Origin of the sequence: Actinokineospora sp. NBRC 105648 (genome assembly GCF_030269645.1) — a bacterium.
In the GTDB taxonomy this organism is placed as follows: Bacteria; Actinomycetota; Actinomycetes; order Mycobacteriales; family Pseudonocardiaceae; genus Actinokineospora.
Genome location: NZ_BSTR01000015.1, coordinates 79,063 through 95,391, shown reverse-complemented (window position 1 = coordinate 95,391; position 16,329 = coordinate 79,063). Strand labels below are relative to the sequence as shown.

19 protein-coding genes are annotated in these 16,329 nt (G+C 71.1%); 7 read left to right on the top strand and 12 right to left on the bottom strand.

Annotated elements, in window-relative coordinates; translation table 11 throughout:
- Positions 1–197 precede the first annotated feature (197 nt).
- Positions 198–623 (bottom strand): HD domain-containing protein, encoded by a 426-nt coding sequence (locus QSK30_RS16040; RefSeq protein WP_285503603.1) that lies wholly within the window; start codon positions 621–623, stop codon positions 198–200.
- 91 nt (positions 624–714) lie between these two features.
- Between QSK30_RS16040 and QSK30_RS16035 the strand changes: the two genes are divergently transcribed.
- The 3 genes from QSK30_RS16035 (at position 715) to QSK30_RS16025 (ending at position 3,953) form a co-directional block, all read left to right on the top strand.
- On the top strand, positions 715–1,629 hold the full coding sequence (locus QSK30_RS16035; protein ID WP_285503602.1) for a TIGR04222 domain-containing membrane protein: 915 nt from the start codon (positions 715–717) through the stop codon (positions 1,627–1,629).
- A gap of 134 nt (positions 1,630–1,763) precedes the next feature.
- Complete coding sequence (locus QSK30_RS16030) at positions 1,764–2,816, top strand: nitronate monooxygenase (protein ID WP_285503600.1); 1,053 nt, start codon at positions 1,764–1,766, stop codon at positions 2,814–2,816.
- A 78-nt stretch (positions 2,817–2,894) separates the two neighbouring features.
- Complete coding sequence (locus tag QSK30_RS16025) at positions 2,895–3,953, top strand: alpha/beta fold hydrolase (protein WP_285503598.1); 1,059 nt, start codon at positions 2,895–2,897, stop codon at positions 3,951–3,953.
- Between the two features lie 350 nt (positions 3,954–4,303).
- Here the strand turns inward: QSK30_RS16025 and QSK30_RS16020 are convergent, their stop codons facing one another.
- The gene (locus QSK30_RS16020; protein ID WP_285503670.1) at positions 4,304–5,269 is read right to left on the bottom strand and encodes a zinc-binding dehydrogenase; all 966 of its coding nucleotides are present in this window, start codon (positions 5,267–5,269) and stop codon (positions 4,304–4,306) included.
- Positions 5,270–5,337: 68 nt separating this feature from the next.
- Between QSK30_RS16020 and QSK30_RS16015 the strand changes: the two genes are divergently transcribed.
- Genes QSK30_RS16015 through QSK30_RS16005 form a run of 3 tightly spaced genes read left to right on the top strand, consistent with a single transcriptional unit; the run spans position 5,338 to position 6,389 of the window.
- The gene (locus QSK30_RS16015) at positions 5,338–5,559 is read left to right on the top strand and encodes a hypothetical protein (RefSeq protein WP_285503596.1); all 222 of its coding nucleotides are present in this window, start codon (positions 5,338–5,340) and stop codon (positions 5,557–5,559) included.
- Between the two features lie 9 nt (positions 5,560–5,568).
- Positions 5,569–6,087 carry a guanyl-specific ribonuclease gene (locus tag QSK30_RS16010; RefSeq protein ID WP_285503595.1) on the top strand — a complete coding sequence of 173 codons (519 nt, stop codon included), beginning with the start codon at positions 5,569–5,571 and terminating at the stop codon, positions 6,085–6,087.
- Positions 6,084–6,389 (top strand): barstar family protein, encoded by a 306-nt coding sequence (locus tag QSK30_RS16005; protein ID WP_285503594.1) that lies wholly within the window; start codon positions 6,084–6,086, stop codon positions 6,387–6,389. The genes QSK30_RS16010 and QSK30_RS16005 overlap by 4 nt, the downstream gene beginning before the upstream one ends.
- A gap of 735 nt (positions 6,390–7,124) precedes the next feature.
- Here the strand turns inward: QSK30_RS16005 and QSK30_RS16000 are convergent.
- The 4 genes from QSK30_RS16000 to QSK30_RS15985 all read right to left on the bottom strand — a co-directional run bounded on the left by QSK30_RS16000 (position 7,125) and on the right by QSK30_RS15985 (position 9,898).
- Entirely contained in the window at positions 7,125–7,892 is a 768-nt protein-coding gene (locus tag QSK30_RS16000) for an enoyl-CoA hydratase family protein (RefSeq protein ID WP_285503591.1), read from the bottom strand.
- A gap of 10 nt (positions 7,893–7,902) precedes the next feature.
- Positions 7,903–8,358, bottom strand: coding sequence for a DUF4396 domain-containing protein (locus QSK30_RS15995; RefSeq protein ID WP_285503590.1), 456 nt, complete (start codon positions 8,356–8,358; stop codon positions 7,903–7,905).
- Between the two features lie 67 nt (positions 8,359–8,425).
- On the bottom strand, positions 8,426–9,052 hold the full coding sequence (locus tag QSK30_RS15990) for a cyclase (RefSeq protein WP_285503589.1): 627 nt from the start codon (positions 9,050–9,052) through the stop codon (positions 8,426–8,428).
- A gap of 387 nt (positions 9,053–9,439) precedes the next feature.
- The gene (locus QSK30_RS15985) at positions 9,440–9,898 is read right to left on the bottom strand and encodes a YybH family protein (protein ID WP_285503588.1); all 459 of its coding nucleotides are present in this window, start codon (positions 9,896–9,898) and stop codon (positions 9,440–9,442) included.
- 116 nt (positions 9,899–10,014) lie between these two features.
- Here QSK30_RS15985 and QSK30_RS15980 point away from each other — a divergent pair, with 116 nt between their 5' ends.
- Entirely contained in the window at positions 10,015–10,377 is a 363-nt protein-coding gene (locus QSK30_RS15980) for a YciI family protein (RefSeq protein WP_352231581.1), read from the top strand.
- Positions 10,378–10,483: 106 nt separating this feature from the next.
- On the opposite strand, the gene QSK30_RS15975 is transcribed toward QSK30_RS15980, so the two are convergent.
- The 6 genes from QSK30_RS15975 to cysD are packed head-to-tail and all read right to left on the bottom strand — an operon-like array spanning position 10,484 to position 16,325.
- Complete coding sequence (locus tag QSK30_RS15975; RefSeq protein WP_285503669.1) at positions 10,484–11,221, bottom strand: sirohydrochlorin chelatase; 738 nt, start codon at positions 11,219–11,221, stop codon at positions 10,484–10,486.
- A 3-nt stretch (positions 11,222–11,224) separates the two neighbouring features.
- Positions 11,225–12,112 (bottom strand): ABC transporter permease, encoded by an 888-nt coding sequence (locus tag QSK30_RS15970; protein WP_285503586.1) that lies wholly within the window; start codon positions 12,110–12,112, stop codon positions 11,225–11,227.
- Positions 12,102–12,878, bottom strand: a complete 777-nt coding sequence (locus QSK30_RS15965) for an ABC transporter ATP-binding protein (protein WP_285503584.1) — start codon at positions 12,876–12,878, stop codon at positions 12,102–12,104. The genes QSK30_RS15970 and QSK30_RS15965 overlap by 11 nt, the downstream gene beginning before the upstream one ends.
- Positions 12,879–12,910: 32 nt before the next feature.
- Positions 12,911–13,993, bottom strand: a complete 1,083-nt coding sequence (locus tag QSK30_RS15960) for an ABC transporter substrate-binding protein (RefSeq protein ID WP_285503582.1) — start codon at positions 13,991–13,993, stop codon at positions 12,911–12,913.
- A gap of 41 nt (positions 13,994–14,034) precedes the next feature.
- Positions 14,035–15,390, bottom strand: a complete 1,356-nt coding sequence (locus QSK30_RS15955) for a sulfate adenylyltransferase subunit 1 (RefSeq protein ID WP_285503580.1) — start codon at positions 15,388–15,390, stop codon at positions 14,035–14,037.
- The gene (gene cysD / locus QSK30_RS15950) at positions 15,390–16,325 is read right to left on the bottom strand and encodes a sulfate adenylyltransferase subunit CysD (RefSeq protein WP_285503579.1); all 936 of its coding nucleotides are present in this window, start codon (positions 16,323–16,325) and stop codon (positions 15,390–15,392) included. The genes QSK30_RS15955 and cysD overlap by 1 nt, the downstream gene beginning before the upstream one ends.
- Between the last annotated feature and the right edge of the window lie 4 nt (positions 16,326–16,329).

Below are 16,329 nucleotides of genomic sequence, written 5' to 3'. Positions count from 1 at the left end.
GCTGGGCGTCGGGAGGGGCGTTGGTGGACGCGGTCCGTGTCCGGCGTCGCCGGAGCTGTGTCGTCCTGGTGTCGGTGGGTTTGCCTGTCGACGGGGGGGCGTGCGCGGGGCAACCACCGGTGGCGGTGGGCGTCCTTGGTGGCGTGGGGTCAGGCGGGTCGGGGCGGGTCAACCCGGACAGGTGGGTGTGCAGTTGGTCAGTGGCGGGCCAGGAAGGCGAGGGCGTCGGCGTACTTGGCCCGCAGCCGTTCCCGGGTCGGGGCGTCCAACTGGGCCAGTCGGGCGGGGGAGGAGTTGTCGGCGATGTCGGCGTGCTTGACCGCGCGGGCGATGGGGTTGCCCGCGACCCGGGTCAGGTAGTCCGGTTGGGACTCGTCGGGGCGTTTGCTGATGGCATCGACGGCGGCCACGACCTCGTCCGGGCAGCCCTGGGCGCGCAGGTCGTCGAGGGTGACCGGGGTGTCCTCGACGACGTCGTGCAGCACCGCGGTCATGCGCTCGTGGTCGGTGTGCACACCGCGCATCACGCGGAGGGGGTGGGTTATGTACGGGTTGCCGGATTTGTCGAGTTGGCCGTCGTGGGCCGCTCGGGCGATGCGTACGGCGTCGTCCACGGTGAACATGCGGGGAATGTAACGGCTGGTCGGAAAGTGCGCGTCGATCACACGATCGTGTTGCACACTGGGCGCGTCGCGCGCGGGTGAGGAGAGGTCGATGGACGAACCGTGGGGCCTGTCCGGCCCGGTCTTCTTGCAGATCTACTGGGTGGCGGTCGCCGCCGTCTTCCTCCTGGTGGTCATCGTCGCGTTCGCCACCCGGATGGGGAACGGGCAGGCGGCCCGGGACAGCGGTCAGCTCGACAGCTACGAGCTGGCGATGCTGGCGGGCGGGCCCACCCGCGTCGAGGACACGGCGGTGGCCGGTCTCGTCGCCCGGGGAGCGCTGCGCGTCAGCCGGTCCGGGGTGGCCACGCCCACCGGGACCGGGTCGCCCGCCGACCAGGTGCAGGCGCAGGTGCTCAGCAAGCTCGGCTCATCGCACCGGCTCACCTCGCGCGGGACACTCGGCTTCCGCGGTAGCGACCTCGCCAACCGGCTCACCGAGGGACTCGTCCAGCGCGGCTACCTGACCTCCGGCCGCGGCCGGGCCATCCGCAAGGTGCACTGGCTCCTCGGCGTGATCTTCGTCGTGGGCGTGGTCCGACTGGTCAACGGCATCTCGCTGGAGCGGCCGGTCACCTACCTCGCGCTGTCCCTGCCCGCCACGCTGCTGGTGTGGCTCATCGCTCGGATCTGCCTCGGCACGGTCCGGCAGAAGCCCACCCGCTACGGCCTCGCGGCGCTGGCCCGCGCCCGCAGCAGCACACCCCGCACCGGCGGGGGGATGGCGGCGGCCGGCCTGTTCGGCATCGGTGTTCTCGCCCCGGTCGCCCTCTACGGCTTGGTCGCCTACCCGGACGAGGAACTCGGCGCGATCTTCGCCCAGCACGTGCCGTCCGCGGCGAACTCGTCCAGCAGCTCGTGGACCGACAGCGGTAGCAGCAGTTGCAGCAGCGGGAGTAGCTGCAGCAGCGGAAGCAGTTGCAGCAGCGGGAGCAGCTGCGGCGGTGGTGGCGGCTGCGGCGGCTGATGGCGCCGGCGTTCGGCTGAGTGGAATTCGATCACCGTGTTGGCGTGGGCGGGCTTGGCGTCGCGCGGTGGTGGCGACCGAGTGCGGGTTGGCGGCGCCGCCGGCTTGGTGGGTGTCGGGGTACGGTCGCGCGTGTGCTGAACGATCTCGCGGTACCGGTCATCGTCGCTCCCATGGCCGGTGGGCCCAGTACGCCCGCCCTGGTCGCCGGGGCCGTTGAGGCGGGGGCCTTCGGGTTCCTCGCCGCGGGTTCGCTGACCGCGGACGCGTTGCGCCTGCAGATCGAGCAGACGCGTGAGATCACCCGGAAGCCGTTCGGGGTCAACATCTTCGCCCCCAGCTCCCAGTCCACTGAGGACTTGAGCGGGTATCGCGAACAGGTTCGCGCCGATGCCCTGCGCTACGGGGTCGAGCCCGGAGCGGCGGCGTGGGACGACGACCACTTCGCCGCGAAGGTGGATGTTGTCGTGGCGGCCGGGGTGCCGGTTGTCTCCTTCGCGTTCGGGCTTCCCCGGCCCGAGGACGTGCGCAAGCTCAAGGACGGTGGCGCGCTGGTCGTCATCACCGTCACCACGCCGGACGAGGGGCGGGCCGCCGCCGACCTCGGGGCCGATGTGTTGTGCGTGCAGGGCGGCGCTGCCGGTGGGCACCGCAGCGTGTTCCGGGACGACCCCGCTCACCCCGGCGGTGCCCCGCTCTACGACTTGCTGCCTGCTCTTCGTCTCGTGGGTGCCGCCACTGGACTGCCGCTGATCGCCGCAGGTGGGCTCACCCACGGTGCCGATGTCGCCGCCGTGTTGGCCGCCGGGGCCGTCGCCGCTCAACTCGGCACAGCCTTCCTCCGCTGCCCCGAGGCGGGCACCCCTGCCGCACACCGGGCGGCGTTGGCCGCGGGTGGCCGGGAGACCGCGCTTACCAGGGCCTTCACCGGACGCCCGGCCCGAGGGCTGGTCAACCGGTTCATGGGTGACCACCCAGCGGCGCCGAGTGCGTATCCCAACCTGCACAACCTCACCCGGCCGATCCGCGCCGCGGCAGGCCAGGCGGGCGATCCCGAGGCCATGTCGCTGTGGGCGGGCCAGGCGTACTCCCTCGCAGGCGAAGAGCCGGTCGCCGATGTCCTGGCCAGGCTCGACGCCCAGGCGCGGGAGGCGGCCACGGCCTTGGCGGCGCGGTTCGGGAAGTAGTGCCCTTGCCCACAGGCAGTGGGATCCGGCCACCCCTTCGGGCTTACTACTCAAAAGTAGTTAAGCGAGGGGGTCGAGATGCTCACCCTGGACACCATCCAGAACGCCGTGGCCAACGTGGCGCACCGCTGGCTCTTCGGCGGGCTGGCGGACTACCGCCCCGTCCCCCGCACCCTCCTCGACGAGGGGCGGACGCGCTCGGTCTTCGCCTACCACCTGCCCGACGGCGTCGCGCCCACCGGCAACCCGACGTTGCTGGTGCCCCCACTCGCCGTTCCCGACTCGTGCTTCGACCTGCGGCGCGGCTGCAGCGTGGTCGAGCACCTGGTCGGCCGCGGCAGACCCACGTACTCCGTCGAGTATGGCGAGATCACCTTCAACGACCGCGCCCTCGGCCTGGAACACTGGGTCGACGAGGTGCTCCCCAACGCCGTTGCCACGGCGCACGAGCACTCCGGTGGTAAACCCGTGCACGTCGTGGGCTGGTGCCTCGGCGGGATCATGTCCGTGCTCACCGCGGCCCGGATGGGTGCCTGGCCGATCGCCTCGCTGACGGTGATCGCCAGCCCGTTCGACGTCACCGCGATCCCGCTGATCGCGCCGCTGCGCCCCCTGGTCAACGCCACCGGCGGGCACGCCCTGACCCCGCTCTACCGCGCCTTCGGCGGCATCCCGGCACCCCTGGTGCGGCGGGCGTTCCAGGTCAGCGCCCTGGACAAGCAGATCACCAAGCCACTCGCGATCGCCAGGAACCTCGGCGACCGGGAATTCCTCGCCCAGCTGGAGGCCGTCGAGCGGTTCACCGCGAACATGGTGGCCTACCCCGGCCGGACCGTCGCCCAGCTCTACCACCAGCTCTTCCGCGCGAACAGCCTGGCCGAGGGCACCCTCACACTCGCGGGCCGCCAGATCGACCTGGACCGAGTCAAGCAGCCGACCCTGGTGATCGCGGGGGAGTCCGACGCGATCGCCCCGGTCAAGGCCGCGCGCAAGCTGGTGGACCTGCTGCCCGAGGCCGCGCAGGTCCGGTTCGAGACCGCCCCGGGCGGGCACCTCGGTGTGCTCACCGGCCGAGCCGCGCGCCAGGCGACCTGGCCACTGGTCGACGAGTTCCAGGACCGCCTCGACGCCGCTTGAGCGTTCGCCCATCTGGGGCTCACCACTCCCGGCCACTCCAACCCCAGCCGACCGCCCCTATACCCACCCGCCGTTCACACCCGCCGACCCACCCCCGCCCCGGCCGACCGACCTCCCACGACCCACCCCCCGACGATCCGCCCCCACCGACCCCCCACTACGCATCCCGCAGGCCGCCCACAAACCCCACCCCGCTGACCACTCCCGCCCCTGCATCCCATACGCAGCCAAAACACGGGCTGTATCTGCTTGTCAAGGCATCTCTCCCGCCTTGACAAGCAGATACAGCCCGTAGTCACACTTGGCGTAGGGGAAGCAGGGAAACAAGGGGGAGCCCGGCCGCCAAGGGCTCAGCGGGTGAAGACGATCTTCCCCGCCGTGTCGCCCGCGAGCATCAGCTCGAAGCCCTCACGGGCCCGCTCCAGCGGCAGCTCCGCCCCGATGAGCGGGCGGATCCCCTTGAGGTCGCAGAACGACAGCAGGTCGCCCAGCTCGTCTCGGGTGCCCATGGTGGCGCCGATGACCCGCAGCTGCAGGAAGAACAGCCGCTGCAGGTCGGCGCTCGGGTCGGGGCCGCTGGTGGACCCGGACACCACGATGACCCCGCCCGGCTTGAGCGAGCGCATCGAGTGCTCCCAGGTGGCCTTGCCGACCGTCTCGAACACCCCGTCGACCCGTTCGGGGAGCCGGGCGTTGGACTCGAAGACCTGGTGCGCGCCCAGCCTCTTCGCCAGGGCGCGCTTCTCCTCGGTCCGGCCGGTGACCCACACGCGCAGGCCCGCGGCGTGCGCGAGGGTGATCAGCGCGGTGGACACGCCGCCGGAGGCGCCCTGCACCAGCACCGTCTGCCCGGGGCGCAGGCCGGACTTCACGAACAGCATCCGGTAGGCGGTCAGCCAGGCCGTGCCCATGCAGGCGGCCTCGCTGAAGCTCAGGCCCGCGGGCTTGGGCAGCACGTTGCGCGCGGGGACCACCACGGTCTCGGCGAAGGTGCCCTGCAACCGCTCGGTGAGCAGCGTGCGCTTCGGGTCCAGGGTCTCGTCGCCGTACCAGTCGGGGTCGCTGATCACCGAGTGCAGCACCACCTCGGTGCCGTCGGCCAGCACACCGGCGCCGTCGCAGCCCAGGGTCATCGGGAACCGGTCGGCCTTGATGCCCACCCCGCGCAGGGTCCACAGGTCGTGCATGTTCAGGCTGGCGGCCTTGACCGTGACCGCCACGAACCCGGCGGGCACCTCGGGTTCGGGCCGGTCGCCCGCGGCCAGCGCGGCCAGCGGGTCGTCCGGGCTGGGCTCGGTGGCGTAGACGGCGAACATGTCCCTGAACTTAGCCACGCCCGACGCCCCGCGCCCCGCGGAAGTGGTCTAGGTCTACTCTCGGGTCCGTGCTGCAGGGGCTTTCGGACTGGTGGAACGACGTGGAGCTGTGGTTGATCCAGCTCTCGTTCCCGCTGCAGTTCGCCCTGGTCATGGCCATCCTGCTGCCGGTGTGCGTGGTGCTGGCCTGGTTCATCGACCGGGTCGTGGACTACGCGTCGGCCCGCTTCGGTCCCGCTCGCGACGAGACGCCACTGGGGTCGCGCCCGGGCGCCGACCCCGATTCGTAGGCTGATCGGGTGGGTTCGCGCAAACGCATCACGGCCGCGCTGGTCGGCCTCGTCCTGCTGGTGGTCGCGGGCTGGCTCGCGCAACGGCAGGCCCAGCGGGACTCGGCGACCCCGCCGACCCCCTCGGTGTCGGCCTCCGCCACGACCCCGCCCAGCCCCGCCACCAAGTCCGGCACGACGACCAGGCCCGGTGGCACGACCACGGCCCGCGCGAGCGCTACCGTGCCGGGGACAGCGTCCGGCCTGGCCGTCAGCGCGCTGTCCGAGCTACCGCAGCAGGCCCTGGTCACCTGGCGGCTGATCGAGCGGGGTGGCCCCTTCCCCTACCCGCGCAACGACGGCGTGCCGTTCGAGAACCGTGAACGACTGCTGCCCCAGCAGAAGTCCGGCTACTACCGGGAGTACACCGTGCCCACCCCAGGCAGCCCCGACCGCGGCCCGCGCCGGCTGGTCACCGGTGCCGCCCACGAACTGTTCTACACCGGCGACCACTACGGGTCCTTCGTCGTCGTGGACACCGACCGATGACCGAGTACGTGGTCGACGGCACCAAGGTCCGCAGCAAACGGGCGATGTACACCGCGCTCGCCGCAGCCCTGTCGTTCCCGCGCTGGTTCGGCCACAACTTGGACGGCCTCTACGACTGCCTGGTCGACCTGTCCTGGCTACCCGCGGGCGAGGTGGTGGTGATCTGGACCCACCCTGAGGTACTCGCGCACGCCGACCCAGCGGGCTACCGAGCGATCCGCGAGGTATTCGACGACGCCGTAGAGGGCTTCGCCGACCCGGACCGCTCACTGACTGTCGTGCTGGCCGAGGGCAAGCCCTAGATCCCGACCTCGTTGGTACCGCAGCGGATAGGCCGACTCTGCTGGCACCTAAGCGAATCCCGCCCCCCCCAGTGAACCGCAGTGGACAGGCCGACTCTGCTGGCACCTAAGCGAGTCCCGCCCCCCCCAGTGAACCGTAGCGGATAGGCCGACCCCACCAGCACCCAAGCGAATCCCGTCCCACAGTAACCGCAGCGGTGAGGCCGACCACGCTGGTACGCAAGTCCCGTTACGGATGCTCGATCTAGTGGACTCGCTTCGTGTGGGGGGAGAGTGCCGCTAAACTTGCCGTGGGTGGGGATGCCCTTACCCTGCCCTTTTCTCTCCACCGCGGTGCTCTAGGGGCCCCGCACGAAGCGAGTTCACTAGATCGAGCCCCGTATCTTTTCCTCGGGCAGCCCCAGCGATGAGCCATCGAAGACGGTCGACCGTAGGTCGGTGTGCGGCACACCCCACGAGCTGCCCAAGTAAGAGCGGGGCTCGATTGGCTGGACTGCCTTCGCGTGGGGCCCCTAGAGCACCGCGGTGGTGAAGAAAGGGCGGGTGAAGGGCATCCCCACCACACGGCAAGTTTAGCGGTGCTCTCCCCCCACGCGAAGGCAGTCCACCCAATCGAGCACAAACGTAACGGGTCTTGCGTACCAGCGGGCTCGGCATTTAGAGATTAAAGATTAGAGATTAGAAAATTGGGTCTCGGGGTAAAGGAAGGGTTCTGGGGAATGTGGGGTGGTATTTCTACGGGACCCAGTTCGGCTTGCGTTTCTGGGCGAAGGCGGTGATGCCCTCCTGGCCCTCCGCGCTCGCGAAGAACCCCGCCGACAAGCTCAGCATCTCTGCGAAGTCGGCGGACATCTCGTCCGGCCGTTGCCTGCGCAGCATCTCCTTGGTGGCGGCGAGCGCGGTCGGGCCGCCGAGGCTGAGCATGCCGGTGTAGCGGTCAACCTCGGCGTCGAGCCGGTCGGCGGGTACTGCCGAGTTGATCAGTCCGATGCGGACGGCCCGCTCCGCGTCGAAGAGTTCGCCGGTGAGGAAGAGTTCGTGTGCGGCTCGGGGGAGCAGGCGGGGGAGCACGGTCACCGAGATGATGGCCGGGACGACTCCGATTCGGACCTCGGTGAAGGCGAAGGTGGCCGTCTCGGCCGCTACCGCGATGTCGGCGGCGGCGACGATGCCGACCCCGCCCGCGCGGGCCGGGCCTGCCAGCTTGGCCACGACCGGCTTCGGGCTGGTCCAGATCTGCTCCAGGATGGCCGGGAACTCGTTGACGCCCTGGGCCGAGGACGAGGCGCCGCCCGCCTCCTTGAGGTCCATGCCCGCGCAGAACACCGGTCCGGTGTGGTCGAGCACGATCACCCGGACGTCGTCGTCGGCGATCGCGGCGGCCAGGTGGTCGCGCAGTTCCCCGCGCAGCTGGGTGGAGAGGGCGTTGCGGTTGTGCGGTGAGTCCAGGGTTACCCGGGCGACTCCCGCGCTGACCTCGTAGTGCACCAGTTCATCAGCCATGCGCCCGACCCTAGTGGTGGTACTGGTGTACCACGGCGTGACCTTTGCCCCGGCCGATCAGCCACTTGTTGACCGGCACGGTCACCGCGAAGGCGATCACGAACGAGAGTGCCAACGACACCCAGAACAGCCAGTTGGCCAGGCCCGCGTCCATCGCTCCTGGGATGGTCAGCATGACCGTGTTGTCGATGATCTCCATGCTCAGGATCGAGACGGTGTCCGCGGCCAGGGCGACGCCGATCGCGGCGCGCAGTGCCAGGCCCGCGCGCAGGATCGGCCTGATCGTCAGTGCGTAGCCGAAGGCGAAGGCGAGCGCGATCGAGACCACCACGGTGGTCAGGTTGTGCCAGCCGAACGCGGTGCCCAGGACCATGCCGAGCACCTCGCCGATGGCGCAACCGGTGAGGCAGTGCAGGGTCGCGGCTGACGCTTGCGACCAAAGACCCTGCTGGTGTGCGTGTTCCATACCGGTGACTATACCCCTGGGGGGTATAAACCGCAGGGCGCCGGGTGAGGGCGCCCTGCGGGGTGGGTCACACGACGGCGGTCGTCGTGATCGCCGGGTTCGGACTCGGGTAGCACGCGGACGGCACGTTCACGTTGAACAGCAGGAACCGCACGACCCCGGTCGCGGACAGGCCGGGATTGCTGTAGCTGGTGCCGTAGAGCGTGGTCTGGACGCTCGTCCCGGGCGCGCCCGCGGTCAGGTTCAGCGTGATGGTGGGCAGCTCGAAACTGCTCCCGCCGCTGACCGGCCCGCTGGCGGTGAGCGTGGCGACCCCGCTGGCCACGGTCAGGCTGGTCGTGCCGACGTTCACCCCACCGGAGAGCGAGCTGGAGACGTAGGTGGAGTTGGCCGGGATCGGCAGCTTGAACGTCAGGTCCTGCACCCGGATCAGGTCGTAGCCGCCGACGTCGGCGGGCACGTCCGCGCCGCCCGGGTCGAGCACGATCGAGAACGCGGCGCCGGAGGAGACGCTGGACGGCGCGGTGATGTCGATCGGCTGGGTGAGGGTGGAGGTGTACGCCGTGCCCAGGGCCGTGGACTGGCAGGCGTAGTTGACGTTGACCGTGGTCGCGGCCGCGACCGGGGCGAGGGCGACGGCGGGCAGGACGGCGAGTGCGGCGATGGACAGGGCTCGGCGCAAGGTCGGCTTCATCGGGTTCACCTCGACTGAGTGGTGGGTGAGTGGGAGCCGCGCGGCCCACCCAGGGTTGCTCCGTTCGGCCGTCTGGTCAAACATTCACCACTGGTTCGACCAGTTCGTTTGACGTCTGTCCTCGACACGGCGCAGAGCCGCCTGCGCCGAACAGGCGACCGCCTCCGGCCCCGCCCGACGAACGGGTCCACCCACACGGCCCAGACCACGACCCGCACCGCCACCCGGACCACCGACGGGTGGTCGTCAGGTTCCCCCGGCTAGCGCGGTCCGATGAGTCCGGCACTCGCTACCTGCGTCCGGGCGCCCCCTGGCCGCGCGGACGGAAAACCCAAGTACAACTAGGTACGAGCGGCTTCCCGTCCACGCGGCCAAGGGCCACGCGGATCACGCAGACTCACCGGACAGCGCCTCGTCGGGCAGCAGGTCGGTGGCGGCCCGGAACGATCCGTCCATGTGGAACGGCGTCGACGTGTGTTCGTGCGCCACCAGCCACTCCGAGCCGTCCCGGCGCAGGCACAGCGTGCTGCGGAACCACATCGTGAACGGTCCGGGAGCGCCCTTTGGGGTGGCGCCCAACCGGTTGACGCTGTGGCAGAAGGCAAGGTCGCCCGCGACCTCGACCGACAGGCGGGTCACCGCGAAGTCGATCTCGCCGTCGAAGCCCGCGAACCAGGCGCGCAGGCCCTCGACGTCGCGGGCGGCCGCGCCGCTGCGGCCCAGCGGCGGCGCCAGGTCGAACTTGACCACGTCCTGGGTGTACCGCGCGATCAGCGCCGCGGCGTCGCGCGAGCGCATCGCCCGCTCCTGCTCGGCGATGACTGCGCGGATGTCGGCCTCGGTCATGGGGGAGCTCCTCGTGCTCAGGGAAACCAGTGTCACCCGGTACGTAGAAGCAGGCGCGGCGGTCTCGACATCCCGGGTGAAGACTCTTCCCGGACGAGGAGGCCCGTGTGAAGTACATGATCCTGATCCACTCCAACCCGGCGTTCGTGGCCGAGTGGGCCGAGCTGACCGAGGACCAGCGGCGCGCGCTGGGCCGCGGCCACGCCGCCTTCCACGAGGAGGTGGCCGCCAGCGGCGAGCTGGTGGTGGCCGAGGGGCTGGCCGACCCGGCCACCGCCCGGCACGTCGCGGTCCGCGACGGCCGGACGCTGGTGACCGACGGCCCGTTCGCCGAGACCAAGGAGCACCTGGCGGGTTTCTACCTGCTGGAGTGCACCGACATCGACCGCGCGGTCGAGCTGGCCGCGAGGGTGCCGGACGCGGAGTTCGGGCACGTCGAGGTGCGCCCGGTGCTGGACCTGGGCGGCCTGGAGCTGTGAGTCGGGCGGGAGCCGAGGTCGACCACCGGCTGGGAACACCAACCGCGGCGATCCTGGTGGCGCGGGTGGCGCCCGGGGCGGGGGGTTCGACCAGTCCGTGGGCTGGTCAGGCGGAGCGGGCGGCGCCGAGGTCCTGGCTGGCCAGGTCGTAGCGGTCGAGCACGACGTCGGCGACCTCGGTGGCCGCTCCGAGCGGCTCGGCCACGACCGCCGCAGTGCCCGCCTGCGCCCGGACCCGGTCCGGCAGCAGCCCGGGGGCCAGGAAGTAGGACGCGACCGCGATCCGGCGCGCCCCCCTGGCCCGCAGCGCCGCCACGGCGGAGGGGACGTCGGGGTCGGCGGCCGAGGCAAACGCCGCCCGGACACCGGACCAGCCCTGGGTGTGCGCCCACCGCTCGGCGATCGCCCGCACCCGGGCGTTGGCGGGCGCGTGCGAGGACCCGGTGGCCGCCAGCACGACGCCGACGCCCGGGGCGCCCGGGCGCACGCCGACCTCGGCCAGCCTGCGCAGCGCGGCGGCCTCCAGACCGGGGTCCGGGCCGAGCACGTCGGCGACCGAGGTGCGCAGCATCGGCAGCCGCTCGTGGGCCTCCTCGAGCAGCGCGGGCAGGTCCACCCGGGCGTGGAAGGCGCGGCCGAGCAACAGCGGCGCCACGACGACCTCGCGGTGGCCTTCGCGGTGCAGCGCGGTGAGCACGTCGAGCAGTCGGGGGGTGGACAGGTCGAGGAACGCGCCCTTGACCGCCAACCCGGGTCGCCGGTCGCGCACGACAGCCAGCAGCTCACCCACCGTGGTGGCCGAGCGCGGATCGCGGCTGCCGTGCGCGACGGCGACGAGGGGGATCACTTACAGCGCCCCGGAAAGCCCGCGGGCGCGCAGCACCGCGCTCTCCATCGGGCGGAACACCAGCAGTTCGATGCCCACGCCCACCAGGAAGATGAGCAGGATGCCTGCCATCACCATCGACATGTCCGACAGCGACATGGCGTTGTGCAGGTACTGGCCCAGGCCGAAGCCCAGCTGCGGCGAGGTGGCGATCAGCTCGGCGGCCATCAGCGACCGCCAGGAGAACGCCCAGCCCTGCTTGAGACCGGACAGGTACCCCGGCAGGGCCGCCGGGAGCAGGATGTAGCGCGCGGAGTCGAGCCTGCCCGCGCCCAGCACCTTGCCCACCCGCGGCAGGATCGGCGGGATCTGGTCGATGCCGGAGACCAGGCCGTTGGCGATCGAGGGGACCGCGCCGAGCAGCACCACGGTGTAGATCGCGCCGTCGGTCAGGCCGAACCACAGCACCGCCGCGGGGACCCAGGCCACCGACGGCAGGCTCTGCAGACCGGAGATCAGCGGGCCGATGGCCGCGCGGACCAGCGGCACCTTCGCCAGCAGCAGCCCCAGCGGGGTGGCCACCGCCACCGAGACCAGGAAGCCGATCACCGCGCGGTGCACCGAGACCCAGAGGAACTCCCAGACCTGACCGGTCTGGGTGATCTTCCAGATCTGCTCGCCCACCGTGAGTGGCGCGGGCAGCTGGTACTCCGGCCAGATCGCCGCCGACCACAGGACCTGCCAGATGACCACGGTGATCACCATGGCGATGATCGGCGAGACGACCGCGCGGAACAGGTTGCGCCGCGACCGGCTGCCGGTGGGTGGGGCGTCGAGGGCGTCCAGCCCGGCCTCGACCGATGCGGTGTCTACAGTGGACTTGTCGGGGTCGAGGACCTCACGCGGCATGGCTGCTGATCACCTCGCGGAGTCGGGCGTTGATCTCGGCGACGGCGTCGAGCTCGTCGGCACCGGTCAACCCGGTGACGGACCACTCCTGCACGACCCGGCCCGGCTTGGAGGACAGCAGCACGACCCGCTGCCCCAACCGGACGGCCTCGCGCACGTCGTGGGTCACGAACACCACCGCGGTCCGGGTGGTCTGCCAGACGCGCAGCAGCTCGCCCTGCAGCACGTCGCGGGTGATCGCGTCGAGCGCGGAGAACGGCTCGTCCATCAGCAGCAGCGACGCGGCCTCACCGCGGTTGCCGTCCAGCGCCGAGGCCAGCGCCCTGGCCAGCGCGACCCGTTGGCGCATACCGCCGGAGAGCTCGTGCGGGCGCTTGTCGCCGACCCCGCCGAGCCGCACCAGGTCGAGCAGCTCCTGGGTGCGGGTCTCGCGGTCGGCCTTGCGCACGCCGGCCAGCCGCAGCGGCAGCTCCACGTTGCGCGCCGCGGTCAGCCACGGCATCAGCGCGGCCTCCTGGAACATCACCGCCGGGCGCGAGGTGGTCAGCTCGATCTTGCCCGACGAGGGCTCGTCCAACCCGGCGATCAGGTTGAGCACTGTGGTCTTGCCGCAGCCGGACGCACCGAGGAGGCAGACGAACTCGCCGGGCGCGACCCGCAGGTCGATCCCGTCGAGCGCCGTCACGGCCCGGTTGCCGTGCCCGAATGTCTTGCGGACGCCGGTCAACCGGACGGCCGTCTCCGTGGCTTCGAGTGTGGCGGTCATGGTCATTCGCCTGCCTTCCTCGGTGTCCCCTGCTACTTCTTGTCCAGCCCCGCCGCGTCGGCCTCCGGCTTGCCCGCCGCCTTGAGCACGGCGTTGAGCGCGCTCAGGTCGACGAAGCCGGCGAGGGCGGTCTCCTTGTCGGCCACACCCGCGGTGACCGCGTCCTTGGCCAGCTGCGGGAAGGTGCTCGCCAGCGGGTCCGGGTTGAGCGAGATCGAGGTGAACGACCGGTCGATCACCGCGGCCGCCAGGCCCTTGCCGGTCAGCGCCTCGAGCTGCTTGTTCACCGCGGTCTTCGCGTCGGCCTCGTTGGCCTTGGCGTAGTCGTTCGAGGCGAGCAGCCCGCGCAGCAGCGCCTCGACCGTCTTCGGGTGGTCGCGCAGGAACTGGGTGCGCACCAGCAGGACGGTCGTCGGGAACTTGCCGTCCTTCCACAGGTCCTTCTCGTCGAGCAGGACCTTGGCGCCCGCGTCGAGCACCAGCCGCGAGGACCACGGCTCGGGCAGCCAGGCCGCCTGGACCTCGCCCTTCTTGAACGCGTCGAGGGTCTGCGCGTTCTCCCGGTTGGTCACCTGGACCTTGTCCTTGAGGCCCTTCTCGGAGAGCCACTTCTTCAGCGACACGTCCTGGGTGTTGCCCAGCGCCGGGGTGACCACGGTCTTGCCGACCAGGTCCTCGGGCTTGGTGATGTCGGCGGTGGTGACCAGCTGCGCGCCACCGGAGGTGCCGCCCGCGACCAGCCGCACGGCCTCGCCGTTGGACTTGGCGAAGGCGTTGATCGCCGGGCCGGAGCCGATGAAGCCCGCGTCCAGCGAACCGCCGAGGAACGCGCTGACCTCGGTCGGGCCGTCGTTGAACTTGGTCGGCACCAGCTTGGTCCCGCCCAGCTCCTTGGCGAAGAGGCCCTTCTCCAGGCCGATCAGCGCCGAGGCGTGCGTGACGTTGGGGAAGTAGCCCAACCGCAGCTCGGCGGCCGGGCCCTTGTCGGTGCTGGCGCCCGCGGCGGGGGCCGGGTCCGACGACTCCGCGCGGGAGCAGCCGGCGACGGCCGCGACGAGGGATAACGCGGTGGCGCCCGCGGCGAGGACTCGGGTTCTGCGGGAAGTGCTCTTCACGACAAGGGCCTCTCGGGGATGTGGGGACTATCGGGGGACGATCACGGGCCGGGTGACACGAGGTCAGGGGTACCGGTGGGGGCCTGCGCGCCACCGGTACCGCCGCGGTCCGTCTCCAAGACCTGCAGACCCGCTCCGACGAGACCGGCGGCGAGGGTGGACCCGTCCCCCGCGTCGATCACCAGGAACGCGCCGGTGCGCCGGTTGACCGCGTAGTCGTCGACCGGCAGCGGTTCGGCCGTGCGCACGCGCACCCGGCCGATGTCGTTGAGGCCCAGGGAGTCTGGGTCGGGCACGGAGGTGAGCTTCTGCTCGTCGAAGCGCGAGCTGAGCTCGCCGACGATCGCCTGCACCGTCCGGGCACCGTGCTTGACCAGCACGCGGGCGCCGGGGCGCAGCGGCTTGTCGGCCAGCCAGGCCACCGTGGCGTCGAACTCGTCGACGGCCGCGGGGGCGCCGGCCGCGGCGGCGATCAGGTCGCCGCGGGAGATGTCGATCTCGTCGGCCAGCACCAGGGTGACCGAGCGGCCCGCCTCCGCCTCGGGCAGCCCGCCCGCGGGGGTGTCGATCCGCTCGACGGTCGTGCGCAGCCCGGCGGGCAGCACCACGACCTCGTCGCCCGGGCGCACCGTGCCCGCGGCGACCTGGCCCGCGTAGCCGCGGTAGTCGGTGAACTCCGCGGTGTTGGTGCGGATGACGTACTGCACGGGGAACCGGAACGGCGCGTCGTGCGGGTCCGGCTCGACCGGCACCGTCTCCAGGTGCTCGAGCAGTGTCGGGCCGACGTACCAGGGGGTGTGCGCGGACCGGTCCACCACGTTGTCACCGACGAGCGCGGAGACCGGGATGGACAGCACCGAGCCGATCGGGTAGCCCAGCGCGGTGGCGTGGTCGACGAACTCCTTGGCGATCACCTCGAAGGTGGACTCGTCGTAGTCGATCAGGTCGATCTTGTTGACCGCCAGCACCAGCCGCGGCACGCCGAGCAGGGCCAGCACCGCGGCGTGCCTGCGGGTCTGCTCCAGCACCCCCTTGCGCGCGTCGACCAGCAGCACGGCCAGCTGCGCGGTGGACGCGCCGGTCACCGTGTTGCGGGTGTACTGCACGTGCCCGGGGGTGTCGGCGAGCACGAACGAGCGGTTCGGCGTGGCGAAGTAGCGGTAGGCCACGTCGATGGTGATGCCCTGCTCGCGCTCCGAGCGCAGGCCGTCGACCAGCAGCGACAGGTCCGGAGTGGACAATCCCTTGTCGACGCTGGCGCGGTGGACCGCGTCCAGGGTGTCGGCGAGCACCGACTTGGTGTCGTAGAGCAGCCTGCCCACCAGGGTGGACTTGCCGTCGTCGACGCTGCCCGCGGTCGCGAGCCGGAGCAGGTCGAGCCGTGTGGAGCTGCCCATCAGAAGTAGCCCTCCCGCTTGCGGTCTTCCATGGCGGCCTCGGAGAGCCGGTCGTCGGCCCGGGTCGCCCCGCGCTCGGTCAACCGGCTCGCCGACACCTCGGCGATCACCTGGTCGAGATCGGACGCCTCGGACAGCACCGCGCCGGTGCACGACCCGTCGCCGACGGTCCGGTACCGGATCGTCAGCTCCTGCACCGGCTCGTCGGACCGCGGGCCGAACCACGGACCCGCGGTGAGCCACATGCCGTCGCGCTGGAAGACCTCGCGCCGGTGCGCGAAGTAGATCGAGGGCAGCTCGATCCGCTCGCGCTGGATGTAGCGCCAGACGTCGAGTTCGGTCCAGTTGGACAGCGGGAACACACGAACGTGTTCGCCGGCGCGGTGCCTTCCGTTATAGAGGTTCCACAGTTCGGGACGCTGGCGTCTCGGGTCCCACTGGCCGAACGCATTGCGTAGACTGAAAATTCTTTCTTTCGCGCGGGCCCGCTCCTCGTCGCGCCGCCCGCCGCCGAACACCGCGTCGAACTTGTTCGAGGTGATGGAGTCCAGCAGGGGCACGGTCTGCAAGGGGTTTCGCGTCCCGTCCGGACGCTCGTCGAGCCTGCCGTCGTCGATGAAGTCCTGCACGCTGGCCACCACCAGCCGCAGGCCGTAGCGCTCGACGGTGTGGTCGCGGAACTCGATGACCTCCGCCAGGTTGTGCCCGGTGTCCACGTGCAGTAGCGGGAATGGGACGGGTGCGGGCCAAAACGCCTTGACCGCCAAGTGAAGCAGTACTGTGGAGTCCTTGCCGCCGGAGAACAGGATCACCGGTCGGTCGAACTCCCCCGCGACCTCGCGGAAGATGTGGACCGCCTCGGACTCGAGGCGGTCCAGGGCGTCGAGTGGACTGGCGTCCAGTGTGGCCAGTGTGATCGGTGTCGTCGGATCCATCGCG